14 protein-coding genes are annotated in these 14,884 nt (G+C 66.1%); 10 read left to right on the top strand and 4 right to left on the bottom strand.

Annotated features, from left to right (window positions below; translation table 11 throughout):
- The first annotated feature begins 126 nt into the window (after window positions 1-126).
- The 3 genes from F7R26_RS15030 (at window position 127) to F7R26_RS15020 (ending at window position 3,508) form a co-directional block, all read left to right on the top strand.
- The gene (locus F7R26_RS15030; protein WP_150984181.1) at window positions 127-1,455 is read left to right on the top strand and encodes an NAD(P)/FAD-dependent oxidoreductase; all 1,329 of its coding nucleotides are present in this window, start codon (window positions 127-129) and stop codon (window positions 1,453-1,455) included.
- 159 nt (window positions 1,456-1,614) lie between these two features.
- Window positions 1,615-2,487, top strand: coding sequence for a dienelactone hydrolase family protein (locus F7R26_RS15025; protein WP_150984182.1), 873 nt, complete (start codon window positions 1,615-1,617; stop codon window positions 2,485-2,487).
- A 193-nt stretch (window positions 2,488-2,680) separates the two neighbouring features.
- On the top strand, window positions 2,681-3,508 hold the full coding sequence (locus F7R26_RS15020) for a ZIP family metal transporter (RefSeq protein ID WP_150984183.1): 828 nt from the start codon (window positions 2,681-2,683) through the stop codon (window positions 3,506-3,508).
- 30 nt (window positions 3,509-3,538) lie between these two features.
- On the opposite strand, the gene F7R26_RS15015 is transcribed toward F7R26_RS15020, so the two are convergent.
- From F7R26_RS15015 to F7R26_RS15005, 3 genes are all read right to left on the bottom strand, one after another.
- On the bottom strand, window positions 3,539-4,396 hold the full coding sequence (locus F7R26_RS15015; RefSeq protein WP_150984184.1) for a sulfurtransferase: 858 nt from the start codon (window positions 4,394-4,396) through the stop codon (window positions 3,539-3,541).
- Between the two features lie 86 nt (window positions 4,397-4,482).
- Complete coding sequence (locus tag F7R26_RS15010; RefSeq protein ID WP_150984185.1) at window positions 4,483-5,403, bottom strand: DMT family transporter; 921 nt, start codon at window positions 5,401-5,403, stop codon at window positions 4,483-4,485.
- Window positions 5,404-5,659: 256 nt separating this feature from the next.
- Window positions 5,660-6,763, bottom strand: a complete 1,104-nt coding sequence (locus F7R26_RS15005) for an aromatic ring-hydroxylating oxygenase subunit alpha (RefSeq protein ID WP_150984186.1) — start codon at window positions 6,761-6,763, stop codon at window positions 5,660-5,662.
- A gap of 358 nt (window positions 6,764-7,121) precedes the next feature.
- Here F7R26_RS15005 and F7R26_RS15000 point away from each other — a divergent pair, with 358 nt between their 5' ends.
- From F7R26_RS15000 to folE2, 4 genes are all read left to right on the top strand, one after another.
- Entirely contained in the window at window positions 7,122-7,412 is a 291-nt protein-coding gene (locus F7R26_RS15000; RefSeq protein WP_043348298.1) for an exodeoxyribonuclease VII small subunit, read from the top strand.
- Window positions 7,409-8,329, top strand: a complete 921-nt coding sequence (locus F7R26_RS14995) for a polyprenyl synthetase family protein (RefSeq protein ID WP_150984187.1) — start codon at window positions 7,409-7,411, stop codon at window positions 8,327-8,329. Before F7R26_RS15000 ends, F7R26_RS14995 begins: the two co-directional genes overlap by 4 nt.
- 59 nt (window positions 8,330-8,388) lie before the next feature.
- On the top strand, window positions 8,389-10,299 hold the full coding sequence (gene dxs, locus F7R26_RS14990; RefSeq protein ID WP_150984188.1) for a 1-deoxy-D-xylulose-5-phosphate synthase: 1,911 nt from the start codon (window positions 8,389-8,391) through the stop codon (window positions 10,297-10,299).
- A gap of 248 nt (window positions 10,300-10,547) precedes the next feature.
- Window positions 10,548-11,351 carry a GTP cyclohydrolase FolE2 gene (folE2, locus tag F7R26_RS14985; protein ID WP_150984189.1) on the top strand — a complete coding sequence of 268 codons (804 nt, stop codon included), beginning with the start codon at window positions 10,548-10,550 and terminating at the stop codon, window positions 11,349-11,351.
- Window positions 11,352-11,417: 66 nt separating this feature from the next.
- Here the strand turns inward: folE2 and tsaD are convergent, their stop codons facing one another.
- Window positions 11,418-12,458 (bottom strand): tRNA (adenosine(37)-N6)-threonylcarbamoyltransferase complex transferase subunit TsaD, encoded by a 1,041-nt coding sequence (gene tsaD, locus F7R26_RS14980; protein ID WP_150984190.1) that lies wholly within the window; start codon window positions 12,456-12,458, stop codon window positions 11,418-11,420.
- A gap of 184 nt (window positions 12,459-12,642) precedes the next feature.
- Between tsaD and F7R26_RS14975 the strand changes: the two genes are divergently transcribed.
- The 3 genes from F7R26_RS14975 (at window position 12,643) to F7R26_RS14965 (ending at window position 14,819) form a co-directional block, all read left to right on the top strand.
- Entirely contained in the window at window positions 12,643-13,917 is a 1,275-nt protein-coding gene (locus F7R26_RS14975) for a BaiN/RdsA family NAD(P)/FAD-dependent oxidoreductase (protein ID WP_150984191.1), read from the top strand.
- 110 nt (window positions 13,918-14,027) lie between these two features.
- Window positions 14,028-14,240, top strand: a complete 213-nt coding sequence (gene rpsU / locus F7R26_RS14970; protein ID WP_043348281.1) for a 30S ribosomal protein S21 — start codon at window positions 14,028-14,030, stop codon at window positions 14,238-14,240.
- A gap of 129 nt (window positions 14,241-14,369) precedes the next feature.
- Window positions 14,370-14,819: a GatB/YqeY domain-containing protein gene (locus F7R26_RS14965; RefSeq protein WP_150984192.1), complete on the top strand. Its 450-nt coding sequence runs from the start codon at window positions 14,370-14,372 to the stop codon at window positions 14,817-14,819.
- Window positions 14,820-14,884: the final 65 nt, after the last annotated feature.

Raw genomic sequence — 14,884 nt, 5'->3', positions numbered from 1 at the left:
AAGCGACCGCTGAATCGGTGAATGGCGTCTTGCCAGTTGTGCTGCTGTGCAGCAGACTGATGAAAAGCCGAGGTCACTGGCTCGCGTCAGGCCCCGCAAAAGAATATCGACGACACTGGGTAGATCATGAGCACAGAGGGAAGGGCGCATCGCATCATCGTAGTCGGAGGAGGAGCGGGCGGACTGGAGCTGGTCACGCGGCTGGGCGACAAGCTCGGCAAGGGCGGGGCCGCGCAGGTGGTGCTGGTGGACCGCTCCCCCACGCATATCTGGAAACCGCTGCTGCATGAAGTTGCCGCCGGCAGCATGGATCCCCACACCCATCAGCTTGAATACGTGGCGCAGGCCCGCTGGCATCATTTCGAATTCCAGCAAGGCGAGCTGACCGGCATCGACCGGGATCGCAAGACGATCTCGGTGGCGGCCTGTGTCGACCTCGACGGCACGGAGCTCTTGCCCGCACGCGATCTTTCCTATGACACCCTGGTGCTGGCGATCGGCTGCGTCACGCATTTCTTCGGCGTGCCTGGCGCTGCCGAGAACGCCATCGCGCTCGACACCGTGGACCAGGCGGAGCGCTTCCGGCGCAAGCTGATCTCGGCCTGCGTGCGCGCCCAGAACGGGCGCGGGCGCATCGGCGAGGACGGCCGCCCGCGCGTGGACGTTGCCATCATCGGTGCCGGCGCCACCGGCGTCGAGCTCTCTGCCGAGTTGCGCAATACCGCACATGTGCTCAGCGCCTACGGGCTGCATCAGCTCGATCCGCGCCGCGATGTGCGCATCCACGTGATCGAGGCCGGCCCGCGCATCCTGCCCGCGCTGTCCGAGCGCGTGTCCAACGAAACCACCAAGCTGCTGCACAAGCTCGATATCGAAGTCCTCACCGCCGAGCGCGTGACCGAAGTCACCGGGGATGCGGTGCTGACCGCCAGCGGCAAGCGCATCGACGCCGACCTGACGGTGTGGGCCGCCGGCATTACCGCGCCGGCGGTGCTGTCCACCCTGGGCCTGCCGGTCAGCCGCATGGGCCAGCTCATCGTCAAGCCCACGCTGCAAAGCGAGGCCGATCCCGATATCTTTGCCTTTGGCGATTGCGCCAGCTGCCCCTGGCCCGAGAAGCAGGGTGCGGTGCCCCCGCGCGCCCAGGCCGCGCACCAGCAGGCCATGTTCCTCTATGGCGCGCTGCGCGCGCGCCTGAGTGGCAAGCCGCTGCCGACGTTTGCCTTCAAGGACCTGGGCTCGCTGGTGTCGCTGGGGCATTTCAGTGCGGTAGGCAGCCTGATGGGCGGCCTGATCGGCGGCTCCATGTTTATCGAAGGGCTGATGGCACGTGTGATGTACAGCTCGCTGTACCGCATGCACGTCATGGCGTTGCATGGCGCCGTGGGCATGGGGCTGGATACCGTGACCCACTGGCTGCGCAGCAAGACCAGCCCGCGCGTCAAGCTGCACTGACACGCGCCGGCGCAGGGCGAATCGCACTGCGAACCGCCCCGCTTGCCGGCTGCGTGCGCTGAACTCCATGTTTGCTTAGAATCGGATCTCGCCACGGCGGCGGTGCCACCCCGTGCGCCGTCCATCCAGATTCGCCATCCACGCCAGACAGGAGACCGCATGCTGAAGCCAGAAGTGGAAAGCCTCGTACCCAGCCAGTCCTTTGACCGCCGCGCCTTCGTCAAGACGGCGCTAGGTTCGGCTTTTGCCGCAGCCGCCTTGCCCGTGATGGCACAGGCCATCAAGACCGATTTCGCAGGCCTTGCCGCCGGCGAGGTGACGATTCCCTCGGGCGGCTTCAACATGCCCGCGTACCGCGCCCAGCCGGAAGGCAAGACCAACCTGCCGGTGGTGCTGGTGGTGAGCGAGATCTTCGGCGTGCATGAGCACATCGCCGACATCTGCCGGCGCTTTGCCAAGCTGGGCTACCTCGCCATCGCGCCGGAGCTGTTCGCGCGCCAGGGCGACCCGAGCAGCTTCGGCACCATCCAGGAATTGCAGGCGAAGCTCATTTCCAAGGTGCCCGACGAGCAGGTGATGGGCGATCTCGATGCTGCCGTGGCTTGGGCCAAGGACAACGGCGGCAATACCAGCCGCCTCGCCATCACCGGATTTTGCTGGGGCGGGCGCATTACCTGGCTGTACGCCGCGCATAGCCAGCAGATCAAGGCCGGCGTGGCCTGGTATGGCCAGCTGGTAGGCGAGCCAACCCCGATCAAGCCGCGCAACCCGATCGACCTGGTCGGCCAGCTCAAGGTGCCGGTGCTGGGCCTCTATGGCGGTAAGGACACCGGCATCACGCAGGAACAGGTCGAGAAGATGAAGGCGGCGCTGGCTGCATCGAACGACCCCTCTGCCAAGGCTTCCACCTTCGTGGTCTACCCGGAATCCGGCCATGCCTTCAACGCGGACTACCGCCCGAGTTACCGCGAAGCCGATGCCAAGGACGGCTGGCAGCGCTGCCTGGCCTGGTTCAAGCAGCACGGGGTTTGAGGCGCGGCCCGCACTGGCGCGCGTTTGCAGCAGGGCCCGGCGTCGCCACGCCCGCGGCACAAGGCCGACTTGTGCCGCGGGATTTGCAAAACCGGCTGCAATCTACGTACAATGCGGGCTTCGTTTCTTGCAACAGTGTTGCGTTTGAGGTCGATGCTGCTCTCCAAGAGCGGAATACCGATCCCAGGAGCCCATCATCGATTCCACGCTTGTCTACATCCTGCTTGCCGCCACCATCTCGGGGGTGGGCAGTATCTTTGGCGCGGCGCTGTTGTCGCTGACCGTGGCTTCGCGCGTGGTCGAGCGCATGGTGAGTTTCTCGGTGGGGGTGCTGCTGGCCACGGCGCTGCTGCATTCCCTGCCCGAGGCGTTCGAGTCCGGCGCCGATCCGCGTGCCTTGTTCGGTACCTTGCTGGCCGGCCTGCTTGGCTTCTTCCTGCTGGAAAAAGTCGCGCTGCTGCGCCACTCGCATCATCACGAGGGCGACGGGCACCACCATCACCACGGCCATGACCGGGAGGAAGCTGGCCGTAGCGGCATGACCATCCTGGTGGGCGACACCTTCCACAATTTCGCGGACGGCATCGTGATCGCCGCGGCCTTCCTGGCGGATCCGCATATTGGCCTGGTCACCGCGCTGGCCATTGCCGCGCACGAGATCCCGCAGGAGGTGGGCGATTTCATCGTGCTGCTCAACGCCGGGTTCTCGAAGGCGCGCGCCTTTGCCTTTAACCTGCTGTCCAGCCTGGCGGCCATCGCCGGCGGCGTGGTGGGGTACTACCTGCTCGACCAGATGAGCGGCTGGATTCCCTACGTGCTGGTGATTGCTTCAAGCAGCTTCGTCTATATCGCCGTAAGCGACCTGATGCCGCAGATGCAGCGCAAGCCGCGCTGGCGCGAATCGATCATCCAGGTCGTGCTGGTCGCCACCGGGATCTGCGCCATCTTCTTCATCACCAATGGCGTGCACGAGGCGCATGGCCATGGCCATCCACATGGCGTGGCCGCAGCCGCAAGATAAGCTGGCCCGGGCGGCTTGCGCCGCCCGCCATCAGGACCCGCTTGCCACTGGCCGCGCCGGGTCGGCGCACCACTCGCTCCACGAGCCCGGATAGAGCGCGGCGCCCGGCATGCCGGCCACTTCCAGTGCCAGCAGGTTGTGGCAGGCGGTCACGCCCGAGCCGCACTGCATGATCGCCTCGCTGGCCGGCTTGCTGCCTAGCACTTGCCCGAACTCCTGGCGCAACGCGCTAGCCGGCTTGAAACTGCCGTTCCCTTCCAGGTTGTCCTTGAAGAAGCGGTTGGCCGCGCCGGGGATATGCCCACCCACGGGGTCCAGCGTTTCGTTCTCGCCACGGAAGCGGTCTGCCGCGCGGGCGTCCACCACCAGCCGGGTCGGGTTTGCCAGGTTCGCCAGCACGGCGTCGGCGTCCACCGTAGCTACCAGCGCCGCCTTGCGCGTCAGGTTGCCCGGGTTTTCCGGCTCCGGCGTATTGCCCGCCTCGAGCGGCAGGCCCGCCGCCACCCACGCATTCTTGCCGCCATCCAGCACGGCCACCGCGCCGTGGCCCAGCCAGCGCAGCAGCCACCAGGCGCGCGCCGCGTACATGCCGCCCTGCGCGTCGTAGGCAATGACCTGGGTGTCATCGTTTACGCCCAGCACACGCAGGCGCGCGCTCAGCGTGTTCGGGTCCGGCAACGGGTGCCGGCCGTTGGTGCCGGTTTTCTCGCCGGACAGTTCGTTGTCCAGGTGCAGGTAGAAGGCGCCGGGCAGGTGGCCCACGTGATAGGCCTCGCGTCCGGCGGCCGGGTTGGCCAGGTCGAAACTGCAGTCGATCACGACGCTGTGGCGGCTGCCGTCTTCGCGCAGCGCGCGCAGGTCCTGGCTGGAGATCAGGGTGGTGAACATGGCGTAACCTTGGGTTGGGATAGTCGCGCTGCAAAGGCATGGGCGGGCGCGGGCGGCGGGGTGAGCACGGTCCGCCACCCCCGATGCTACACCTCGGGGTGCACTTCCGCCTCGGCCGACTTGACCGGGGTATCAGCGGTTGGCTGCTGGTTGGAGCCTTCGCGCGCCCGGGTCAGCGTGGTGGCGATGCCGCTGGCAATGATGAGTGCCATGCCAACCCAGGACAGCCAGTTGAGCTGGTCGCGCCAGACAATCATGCCCCACAGGCTGGAGAACACGATGCCGGCGTACTGCAGGTTGGCGGTGAGCAGCGTGTTGCCGCGCTTGTAGGCGCGTGTCATTGCGGTCTGGCCGAGCGTGGCCAGGATGCCGATGGCCAGCAGCAGGCCCGCGCCGCGCCAGGTGTGGGTGCTCGGCCCGGTGTACAGCATCCAGGCCAGGCCTACCACCATCCCGACTGCCGAGAAATAGAACACGATGCGGCCTTCAGGCTCGCCCAGTTGGCCGAGCTGGCGCACTTCGACATAGGCCAGCGCGGTGAACATGCCGGAGATCAGGCCGATCAGCCCGCCGGTGAGCTGGTTATGGCCGACGGACGGCTGCAACAGGCAGATTACGCCGCCGAACGACATCAGGATGGCGCCGATCAGCTTGCGGTCCGCGCCGCCGGTGCCGGTCAAGGCTGCGCCGGCGCCCAGGATCAGCGCGATCCAGACCGGCGACATGTAATTCAGGGTCATCGCCGTGGCCAGCGGCAGCATGGTGATCGAGGTGAACCACAGCAGCAGGGCGGTCACGCCGAACAAGCTGCGCTTGATGTGCATGGCCATGTGCGGCGTGCGCACCGAGGTGCCGGATGAAGCCAGCACCGTCCACATGATGATCACGCCGATCAGGCTGCGGTAGAACACGATCTCGCCCGTGGCATAGATCTCGGATGCCAGCTTGACGCCCACCCCCATTAACGAGAAGGCGAAGGCGGCGAACAGCATCCAGAGCGATTGCATGGTGGGGCGAAAGGAAGAATGGACAGCGCGCGAAGCGGCTCCTGGCGGGGGGCGCGGAACTGGATCGCGAAAGGCTCCGCATGGGGCGGATGGCCGGCAAGGCTGGCGGCGAGGCGCCGGGCGCACACCGGAAGCGGCGATTGTATCAGCGAGTGTGCACCGCACCAAAGGCAAAACGGACCGCCTGGGCGGTCCGTTTTGCTTGCGTCTGCGCTGCGCTGTCGATGCCGCGGCCCGCTGGGCCTTGGCTGGCGGGTCAGTCCGTGAAGGACATGGCGCGGCGATACCATTCATGAAAGTGCTGCATACCGTCTTCCATGGGTGACTGGTACGGGCCGGTCTCGCTGACGCCGCGTTTGGCCAGCGCCCGGCGCCCGGCATCCATGCGCTCGGCGATCTCGTCGTCCTCGACGCAGGTTTCCATGTAGGCGGCGCGCTCGGCCTCGACGAATTCGCGCTCGAACAGCGCGATTTCCTCGGGGTAGTAGAACTCCACGACGTTGCGCGTCTTGTTCGGCCCGAGCGGGTGCAGGGTGGAGACCACCAGCACGTTCGGATACCACTCCACCATGATGTTGGGGTAGTAGGTGAGCCAGATCGCGCCGTACTTGGGCAGCACGCCGTTGTTGAAGCGCAGCACGGCCTCATGCCACTTCTGGTACGTGGGGCTGCCCGGGCGTTTCAGGCCCGCGTGCAACCCGACGGTCTGGACGCTGTGCCAGTCACCGAACTCCCAGCTCAGGTCGTCGCAGGAGACAAAGCTCCCGAGGCCCGGGTGGAACGGCACGACGTGGTAGTCCTCCAGATAGACCTCGATAAAGGTCTTCCAGTTGTAGTTGCACTCGTGGATCTCGACGTGGTCGAGCAGGTAGCCTTCGAAGTTCAGGTCTTCGGCCACGCCCAGGCGTGCCAGGTCGGCGCGAACGTCGCGCTGCCCCTCGAACAGCAGGCCGTTCCAGTTCTGCAGCGGCGAGCGGTTCAGATGGACGCACGGACGCTCGGCGAAATGCGGCGCGCCGAGCAGTTCGCCCTTCAGGTCGTAGGTCCAGCGGTGCAAGGGGCAGACAATGCTTTTCGCATTGCCGCGGCCATTGAGCATGATGGCCTGCCGGTGTCGGCAGACATTGGACATGAGCTCGATCCCGTCGGCATTCCGTACCAGGATGCGGCCCTCGTCCTCGGCGGCCAGCGTGTGATAATCGCCCGTTTCGGGGATCATCAGCTCGTGGCCGACGTAGCCCGGGCCCTTCTTGAACAGCAGTTCCAGTTCTTGTTGATGCAGTGCCTCGTCGAAGTAGACGTTTACGGGCAACTGCGTATCAGCCGGCACCAGTTTCAGCGCGGTGCTGAGATTGGACATTATCCCCACTCCCTATGACAGGCGAAAGCAGTGAACAACCCAACCATCGAAAAAGAAATCGATTTGGGAAAGACGGTCAGTCGCGCCCTGGCCTGCTTTCGGGCCGACGGATGGGGATCGCGCTGACGAACCGCGGATTGTACCCGAGCGAAAAAGTTAAGGGACTGATTATTTGGCCTTTTTAGCGAAAAAGTCGACCCGGGTCGTCATGGAGGTGTCGTTCAGGGCGCATTCGGAAAGACGACCCAAGCGCACAAGTCACTTTCCGGCAACGTTGTCCCTGTCCCCTGTTGCATGGGATGCGGGCAATGTCCCGCTTTGGCGTAAAATCCCAGCTTCCCCAGATTCAATGTCCGCAATGCCAAAGACTACGAGCTCTCCGGCCCAGGCCGATCCGGCCGCGACCGACCAGCGGTCCGCCTCCGCGCCGCCCGCCTCTTACGAGGCCGCCATGGCCGAACTGGAGGCGCTGGTCGCCAGCATGGAGGGCGGCGCCTTGCCGCTGGAAGATTCTTTGGCCGCGTACAAGCGCGGGGCCGAACTGGTCAGGTACTGCCAGCAGATGCTCGAACGCGTGGAACAACAGGTTAAAGTGCTGGAGGGCGATGTACTCAAGCCCATGGCCGCCGACGCCGGAGACCTGGAATGAGCGAATCGCATCAAACTATCGAAGCTGGCGAATTTGCTGCCTGGATGCGCGCCACGGGCGCCAGGACCGAGGCCGCGCTCGACGCCGGGCTGCCGGCCGCGGAAACAGTGCCTTGCACACTGCACGAAGCCATGCGGTATGCTGTGCTCGGCGGTGGCAAGCGGGTTCGCCCCTTGCTGGTGCACGCGGCCGGTGAAGTAGCGGGCGCTGCCCCCGAGGCCTGTGACGCGGCGGCCAGCGCGGTGGAGATGATCCACGCGTACTCGCTGGTGCATGACGATATGCCCTGCATGGACGATGACGATTTGCGTCGTGGCCGCCCCACCGTGCACAAGGCCTACGATGAAGCGACGGCGCTGCTGGTGGGCGACGCGCTGCAGACCCAGGCCTTCGTTGTGCTGGCCGAATCGGCCTTGCTGGCCTCGCTCGACGCTGCCGCGCGCCTGCGCCTGGTAGCGGAACTGGCCCGGGCCTCCGGCTCCGTGGGCATGGCAGGCGGGCAGGCGATCGACCTGCAGCATGTCGGCCTGGCCATGTCGCTGGAGGAACTGGAAGGCATGCATCGCATGAAGACTGGTGCGTTGCTGCGCGCCAGCGTGCGCATGGGCGCTTACTGCGGTGCCGTGGACGAAGCCGGCCTGGCCGCGCTTGACCGCTACGCCGCAGCCGTGGGCCTGGCGTTCCAGGTAGTGGACGATATCCTCGACGTGACCGCGGATACCGCCACGCTGGGCAAGACTGCCGGCAAGGACGCGGCAAACGACAAGCCGACCTACGTGTCGCTGATGGGGCTCGAGCCTGCACGCCAGCTGGCGCAGCAGCTTCGGGCCACGGCGCACGAAGCGTTGGCGGTGTTTGGCGCGCGCGCCCGACGCCTGGGCGAACTGGCCGATCTCATCGTGCTGCGCTCGAATTGAATGGACAAGCAGGAAACACTGACAACCGGGCACAAGAATCCGGCCGCCGAACGGACATCATGACCTACGCACTGCTCAAAACTATTGACGACCCCGCAGCCCTTCGCAGGCTGGACCGCCGCCAGCTCAAGACGCTGGCCGACGAACTCCGCGCCTACGTGCTTGAATCGGTGTCGCAAACCGGCGGCCACCTGTCGTCCAACCTGGGCACGGTCGAGCTGACCATTGCCCTGCACTATGTGTTCAATACGCCGGATGACCGCGTCGTCTGGGACGTGGGGCACCAAAGCTATCCGCACAAGATCCTGACCGGTCGCCGCGACCGCATGCATTCGCTGCGCCAGTGGGGCGGCATCTCTGGCTTCCCGCGCCGCTCGGAAAGCGAGTACGACACCTTCGGCACCGCGCATTCGTCCACCTCCATCTCGGCTGCGCTGGGCATGGCGCTGGGCGCCCGCACGCTGGGCGACAAGCGCGTTTCCATCGCCGTGATCGGCGACGGCGCGATGACCGCCGGCATGGCCTTCGAGGCCATGAACAACGCCGGCGTCTACAAGGACCTGCCGCTGCTGGTGGTACTCAACGACAACGACATGTCGATCTCGCCGCCGGTGGGCGCGCTCAACAGCCACCTCGCGCGGCTGATGAGCGGCAAGTTCTACGCCGCCACCAAGAAGGGCATCGAGCGGGTGCTGTCGGTCGCCCCGCCGGTGCTCGAGTTCGCCAAGCGCTTCGAGGAACATGCCAAGGGCATGATGGTGCCGGCGACGCTGTTCGAGGAATTCGGCTTCAACTACATCGGCCCGATCGACGGCCATGATCTCGAATCGCTGGTGCCGACGCTGCAGAACATCCGCCAGCGCGCCCTCGAAGGCGGCGGCCCGCAGTTCCTGCATGTGGTCACCAAGAAGGGCCAGGGCTACAAGCTGGCCGAGGCCGACCCGATCCTGTACCACGGCCCCGGCAAGTTCAATCCGGCCGAAGGCATCCGCCCGTCGACCAAGCCCGCCCGCAAGACCTACACGCAGGTGTTCGGCGATTGGCTGTGCGACATGGCCGCCGCCGACCCCAAGCTGGTGGCGGTCACGCCGGCCATGCGCGAAGGCTCCGGCATGGTCGAGTTCGAGAAGCGCTTCCCCAGCCGCTACTACGACGTGGGCATCGCCGAGCAGCACGCCGTGACGTTCGCCGGCGGGCTGGCCTGCGAAGGCCTCAAGCCCGTGCTGGCGATCTACTCCACGTTCCTGCAGCGCGGCTATGACCAGCTGATCCACGACGTGGCGCTGCAGAATCTGCCGGTGGTGTTCGCACTCGACCGCGCCGGCCTGGTCGGCGCCGACGGCGCTACCCATGCGGGCGCCTACGACATCGCGTTCCTGCGTTGCATCCCCAACATGATGGTGATGACGCCGGCCGACGAGAACGAGTGCCGCCAGCTGCTGACCACCGCTTACCAGCAAGATTGCCCGACCGCCGTGCGTTACCCGCGCGGCGCCGGCACGGGCGTGGCGACCGGGGCCGCGCTCACCGCGCTGCCAGTGGGCAAGGGCGAGATCCGCCGCACGGGCGGCGCGCGCGCCGGCCAGCGCGTGGCGTTCCTGGCGTTCGGCTCGATGCTGCATCCGGCGCTGGGTGCGGCCGAGGCGCTCGACGCCTCGGTGGCCAACATGCGCTTCGTCAAGCCGCTCGACGAAGAACTGGTGAAGAAGCTCGCGAGCGAGCATGACTACCTCGTCACCGTCGAAGAAGGCTGCGTGATGGGCGGCGCGGGCAGCGCGGTGCTCGAAGCGCTGGCTGCCGCTGGTATCGCCATGCCGGTGCTGCAGCTCGGCCTGCCTGACCGCTTCGTCGATCATGGCGACCCGGCCTTCCTGCTATCGCAGTGCGGGCTGGACGCCAAGGGCATCGAGCAATCGGTGCGCGAGCGCTTCAACCTGGCGCAGCCTGCCGTCGCTACCCGCGCGGCCTGAGCCAACGGCGCGCCCGCGGCTTGCGGGCGCGCCGGTTTTCCTGATGGTATCCCGATGCCATCACCCGTGCGTCCCGTACGGGTATCGCCCCGCTCGTGGGCAGTCAAAGGCAAATTCCCTTAGAATCCCAGGTTCTGTGTTCGCAGCTGCGGGAGGCCATCGGCTTTGCCATCCCCGCGGTTTCACACTCGTTGCGCGGCAAGGTTGACTGCGAAAAATGCCGCGACCGTAGAGGAAACCTGATCGATATGAATGACATCAATCCCGCCTTTGTGATGCCCGACGTGCAGTCGAGCCTCGATACCCGCCAGATCCCCATCCAGCGGGTTGGCGTGAAGGGCGTGCGTTACCCCCTGTCGCTGAAGACGCCGGCCGGCGTACTGGCCACCGTCGGCACCTTCAATCTCGACGTGCACCTGCCTGCCGACCAGAAGGGCACGCACATGTCGCGTTTCGTCGCGTTGCTGGAAGAAGAACGCGAGCCGCTGGAGCTGGCGAGCTTCCGCACGCTGCTCGACAAGATGCTGGTCAAGCTCGAAGCCGAGGCTGGCCGTATCGAAGTGACCTTCCCGTATTTCATCAACAAGACCGCGCCGGTATCCGGCGTGCAATCGTTGATGGACTATGAAGTCACGCTGATCGGCGAAGTGCGCAACGGCGCCACCAAGGTCTTCCTGAAAGCCCTGGTTCCGGTCACCAGCCTGTGCCCGTGCTCGAAGAAGATCTCGCAGTACGGCGCGCACAACCAGCGCTCGCACATCACCATGAACGTCGAACTGGCGGCCGACCTGCCGGTCGAGGCGCTGGTGCGCATGGCCGAGGAAGAGGCCTCGTGCGAGTTGTGGGGCCTGCTCAAGCGCCCGGACGAGAAATTTGTCACCGAGCGCGCTTACGAGAACCCCAAGTTCGTCGAGGACTTGGTGCGCGATATCGCCATGCGCCTGAATGCGGACGATCGCATCGTGGCCTATGTGCTGGAGGCCGAGAATTTCGAGTCCATCCACAATCACAGCGCCTACGCCGTGATCGAGCGCGACAAGCGCGCGCAGTAAGCCCGCCGTGCCGCAGTAAAAAAGCCACCGTGAGGTGGCTTTTTTTACTGCATCGAGGCGTTCGCCTCAGGCGGCGGGGCGCTCCGGCAGCCGGATGTCCGACAGCTCCCAGCGCGGCGTCACGCCGTAGCCGTAGTCGCGCTTGGCCAGCTCCGGCGCGGCTTGCAGCCGCATGGCGCCGGCGAAGGCGATCATGGCGCCGTTGTCCGTGCAGAAGGCCAGGTCCGGATAGTAGACCTCGATCTTCTTCTGCGCGCCAAGCTGGTTCAGCCGCTCGCGCAGTTGCCGGTTGGCGCCCACGCCGCCGGCCACCACCAGGCGCCGGTGCCCGGTCTGCTTGAGGGCGGCCATCGACTTGGCGGCCAGCACGTCGACGATGGCATCGACAAAGGAGCGCGCCAGGTTGGCCCGGTCCTGCTCACACACATTGCCCAGCTTGCGCGTTTGCGTGAGCACAGCGGTTTTCAGGCCGGCGAAGGAGAAATCGAGGGTGCCCGAATGCAGCATCGGACGCGGCAGGGCGTACGTGCCGGGCACGCCGAACTCGGCCAGCCGCGAGACTTCGGGGCCGCCCGGGTAGCTCAGGCCGAGCAGCTTGGCGGTCTTGTCGAACGCTTCGCCGGCGGCATCGTCCAGGGTCTCGCCCAGCAAGGCGTACTCGCCGATGCCGCGCACTTCCATCAGCTGCGTGTGTCCGCCCGAAACCAGCAAGGCAACGAACGGGAATGGCGGCGGATTGGGTGTCAGCAGCGGCGACAGCAGGTGGCCTTCGAGATGGTGCACGCCCAGCATCGGCACGTTCAGTGCGAAGCCCAGGGCGTTGGCCACCGATGCACCCACCAGCAGCGCGCCAGCCAGGCCGGGGCCTTGGGTGAAGGCAATCGCGTTGATGTCCGCGCGGGTGCGGCCGGCTTCGTCGAGCACCTGCTGCAACAGCGGCAGCACGCGGCGGATATGGTCGCGCGAGGCGAGTTCAGGCACGACGCCGCCGTAGTCGCGGTGCATGGCGATCTGCGAATGCAGGGCATGGGCGAGCAGGCCGGCTTGCGTGTCGTAGAGCGCGAGGCCGGTTTCGTCGCAGGAGGATTCAATGCCGAGGACAAGCATGGGGCAGGCGAGGCCGGCATCAAGCGAGGCCGGCAAATCAAGGGGTTGGAGCGGGCTGCAGACCATCGGGCCGGCAGCCGGGCATGAGGCCAGCAGGGTAGCACAGCGGCGCTGGCCATGCTTTTCGCTACAATCGGCGCTTCTTCCGCGGGCACTAATCAGGCATTCATTGGGCAAGACAGACATGGGCAGCAAGCAGACCACAGAGACCGGCCGGGCCGGCGCGCGCGCAGGGCGCTTCGACGTGGCGGTGCTTGGCGCCGGGGCCGCCGGCATGATGTGCGCCGCTGTGGCGGGGCAGGGTGGCGCCAGCGTGGTGCTGATCGACCACGCCACCAAGGTGGCGGAGAAAATCCGCATCTCCGGCGGCGGGCGCTGCAATTTCACCAACCTGCAGGCGGGGCCGGCTAATTTTTTGTCGGCTAATCCGCACTTCTGTCGTTCCGCGCTCGCTCGCTACACGCCGCAGGATTTCCTCGCGCTGATGCGCAAGCATGAGATCGACTGGCACGAGAAGCACCGCGGCCAACTCTTCTGCAACGACAGCGCCGAGCAGGTGATCGAGATGCTGCGTGCCGAATGCGGCGCGGGCAACGTGCACTGGCGCACCGGCTGCGGCGTGGACGAGGTCAGGCGCGAGGGCGACGATTTCCTGCTGATGACGGCAAGCGGGCCAGTGCGTGCCGGCGCGCTGGTGGTGGCCACGGGCGGCCTGTCCATCCCGAAGATCGGCGCCACCGACATCGGCTACCGCATTGCCCGCCAGTTCGGGCTGGGCGTTGTCGAGACACGCCCGGCGCTGGTGCCGCTGACGTTCGACGGGCAGGGCTGGGCGCCATTCGTGCCGCTGGCGGGCGTGTCGATGGAGGTAGACATTGCGACGGGAAGCGGCAAGACGGCCGGCGCCTTCCGCGAGGACTTGCTGTGGACCCATCGCGGCCTGTCCGGGCCGGCCGTGCTGCAGATTTCCAGCTTCTGGCGCCCTGGCACGCCGATCACCATCGACCTGTTCGACGGCAACGACGCCAGTGAATGGCTGCTCGAGCAAAAGGGTGGCAGCCGCAAGCACCTGGCCAACCTGCTCGCCGAGCGCCTGCCCGCCCGTCTGGCCGACGCCTGGTGCGCGGCGGCCGGCCTGAACGGCGCGCAGCCGCTGCACGATATGCCGGACAAGGCACTGCGCCGGCTCGGCGCGGCGCTCAACAGCTGGCAACTGGTGCCGGCAGGCACGGAGGGCTACCGCAAGGCGGAGGTCACGCTCGGCGGTGTGGACACGCGCGCGCTGTCGTCGGCGACCATGATGGCGCGCACCGTGCCCAACCTGTATTTCATCGGCGAGGTGGTCGACGTCACCGGATGGCTGGGGGGGTACAACTTCCAGTGGGCGTGGGCATCCGGCGTGGCCGCCGGGCAGGCCGTGGCGGAGAATGCAAGGGCCATGGCGGCGGGGACGGCCTGAGTATCGTAAGCAGCATGGCGGCAAAAAAACCGCCATACGGGCTTGACAGCGGTTGTGCTACACTTGTAGCTTTCGTAAAACCGCTAACAGCTGCTACTTATTTCAGCAAAATGACCACGATCCACCTTAAAGAAAACGAGCCGTTTGAAGTTGCCATGCGTCGTTTCAAGCGCACCATCGAGAAAAACGGCTTGCTGACTGAATTGCGGGCTCGCGAGTTTTACGAAAAGCCGACGGCGGAGCGCAAGCGCAAGAAGGCCGCCGCCGAAAAGCGCCACTACAAGCGCATCCGCAGCCTGATGCTGCCGAAGAAGATGTACTGAGCGTACCCTTCGCGTTTCGCATCAAAACCCGCTGTGGGCAAGGCTCCGGCGGGTTTTTGCATTGGCGGCCGACGGCCGGCGTTGCGCCTGACCGGCACCATCCCGCCCACACTTTCCTGGAATAATGCGATGTCCCTCAAAGCCCGTGTAACCGAAGACATGAAGGCCGCCATGCGTGCCCGCGAGACCGAGCGCCTCGGCACCATCCGCCTGCTGCTGGCTGCCATCAAGCAACGGGAAGTGGACGAACGCGTCGAGCTCGACGACACCGCCGTGCAGGCCGTGATCGAGAAGCTGATCAAGCAGCGCAAGGACTCCATCTCCCAGTTCACCCAGGCCGGCCGCAACGACCTGGCTGACAAGGAGAGCGCGGAAATCGATGTGCTCAAGGTCTACATGCCGGCGGCCCTGTCGGATGCGGAAGTGGCCGCCGAAGTGCAGGCCGCGGTCACGGAAACCGGCGCTGCCGGCCCGCAGGACATGGGCAAGGTCATGGCCGTGCTCAAGGGCAAACTGGCCGGCCGTGCCGACATGACCGCGGTCTCCGGTCTGGTCAAGGCCGCGCTGGCGGGGCGTTGAGCGGGGTGGGGCGCTAGCTGGCACCTGGCGGCCGGAGGCTGCGGAGTCTGGCTGAGGGCACTTTT

It is taken from the genome of Cupriavidus basilensis (genome assembly GCF_008801925.2).
In the GTDB taxonomy this organism is placed as follows: Bacteria; Pseudomonadota; Gammaproteobacteria; order Burkholderiales; family Burkholderiaceae; genus Cupriavidus; species Cupriavidus basilensis.
Note: the sequence above shows the minus strand (reverse complement) of the source record. Positions and strands in the feature narration are given on the sequence as shown.

Bases quoted from the DNA above. Each gene is read 5' to 3' on its own strand.
- F7R26_RS15030 (WP_150984181.1), top strand. From the start codon at position 127: ATGAGCACAGAGGGAAGGGCGCATCGCATCATCGTAGTCGGAGGAGGA.
- F7R26_RS15025 (WP_150984182.1), top strand. From the start codon at position 1,615: ATGCTGAAGCCAGAAGTGGAAAGCCTCGTACCCAGCCAGTCCTTTGAC.
- F7R26_RS15015 (WP_150984184.1), bottom strand. From the start codon at position 4,396: ATGTTCACCACCCTGATCTCCAGCCAGGACCTGCGCGCGCTGCGCGAA.
- F7R26_RS15010 (WP_150984185.1), bottom strand. From the start codon at position 5,403: ATGCAATCGCTCTGGATGCTGTTCGCCGCCTTCGCCTTCTCGTTAATG.
- F7R26_RS15005 (WP_150984186.1), bottom strand. From the start codon at position 6,763: ATGTCCAATCTCAGCACCGCGCTGAAACTGGTGCCGGCTGATACGCAG.
- F7R26_RS15000 (WP_043348298.1), top strand. From the start codon at position 7,122: ATGCCAAAGACTACGAGCTCTCCGGCCCAGGCCGATCCGGCCGCGACC.
- F7R26_RS14995 (WP_150984187.1), top strand. From the start codon at position 7,409: ATGAGCGAATCGCATCAAACTATCGAAGCTGGCGAATTTGCTGCCTGG.
- dxs (WP_150984188.1), top strand. From the start codon at position 8,389: ATGACCTACGCACTGCTCAAAACTATTGACGACCCCGCAGCCCTTCGC.
- folE2 (WP_150984189.1), top strand. From the start codon at position 10,548: ATGAATGACATCAATCCCGCCTTTGTGATGCCCGACGTGCAGTCGAGC.
- tsaD (WP_150984190.1), bottom strand. From the start codon at position 12,458: ATGCTTGTCCTCGGCATTGAATCCTCCTGCGACGAAACCGGCCTCGCG.
- F7R26_RS14975 (WP_150984191.1), top strand. From the start codon at position 12,643: ATGGGCAGCAAGCAGACCACAGAGACCGGCCGGGCCGGCGCGCGCGCA.
- rpsU (WP_043348281.1), top strand. From the start codon at position 14,028: ATGACCACGATCCACCTTAAAGAAAACGAGCCGTTTGAAGTTGCCATG.
- F7R26_RS14965 (WP_150984192.1), top strand. From the start codon at position 14,370: ATGTCCCTCAAAGCCCGTGTAACCGAAGACATGAAGGCCGCCATGCGT.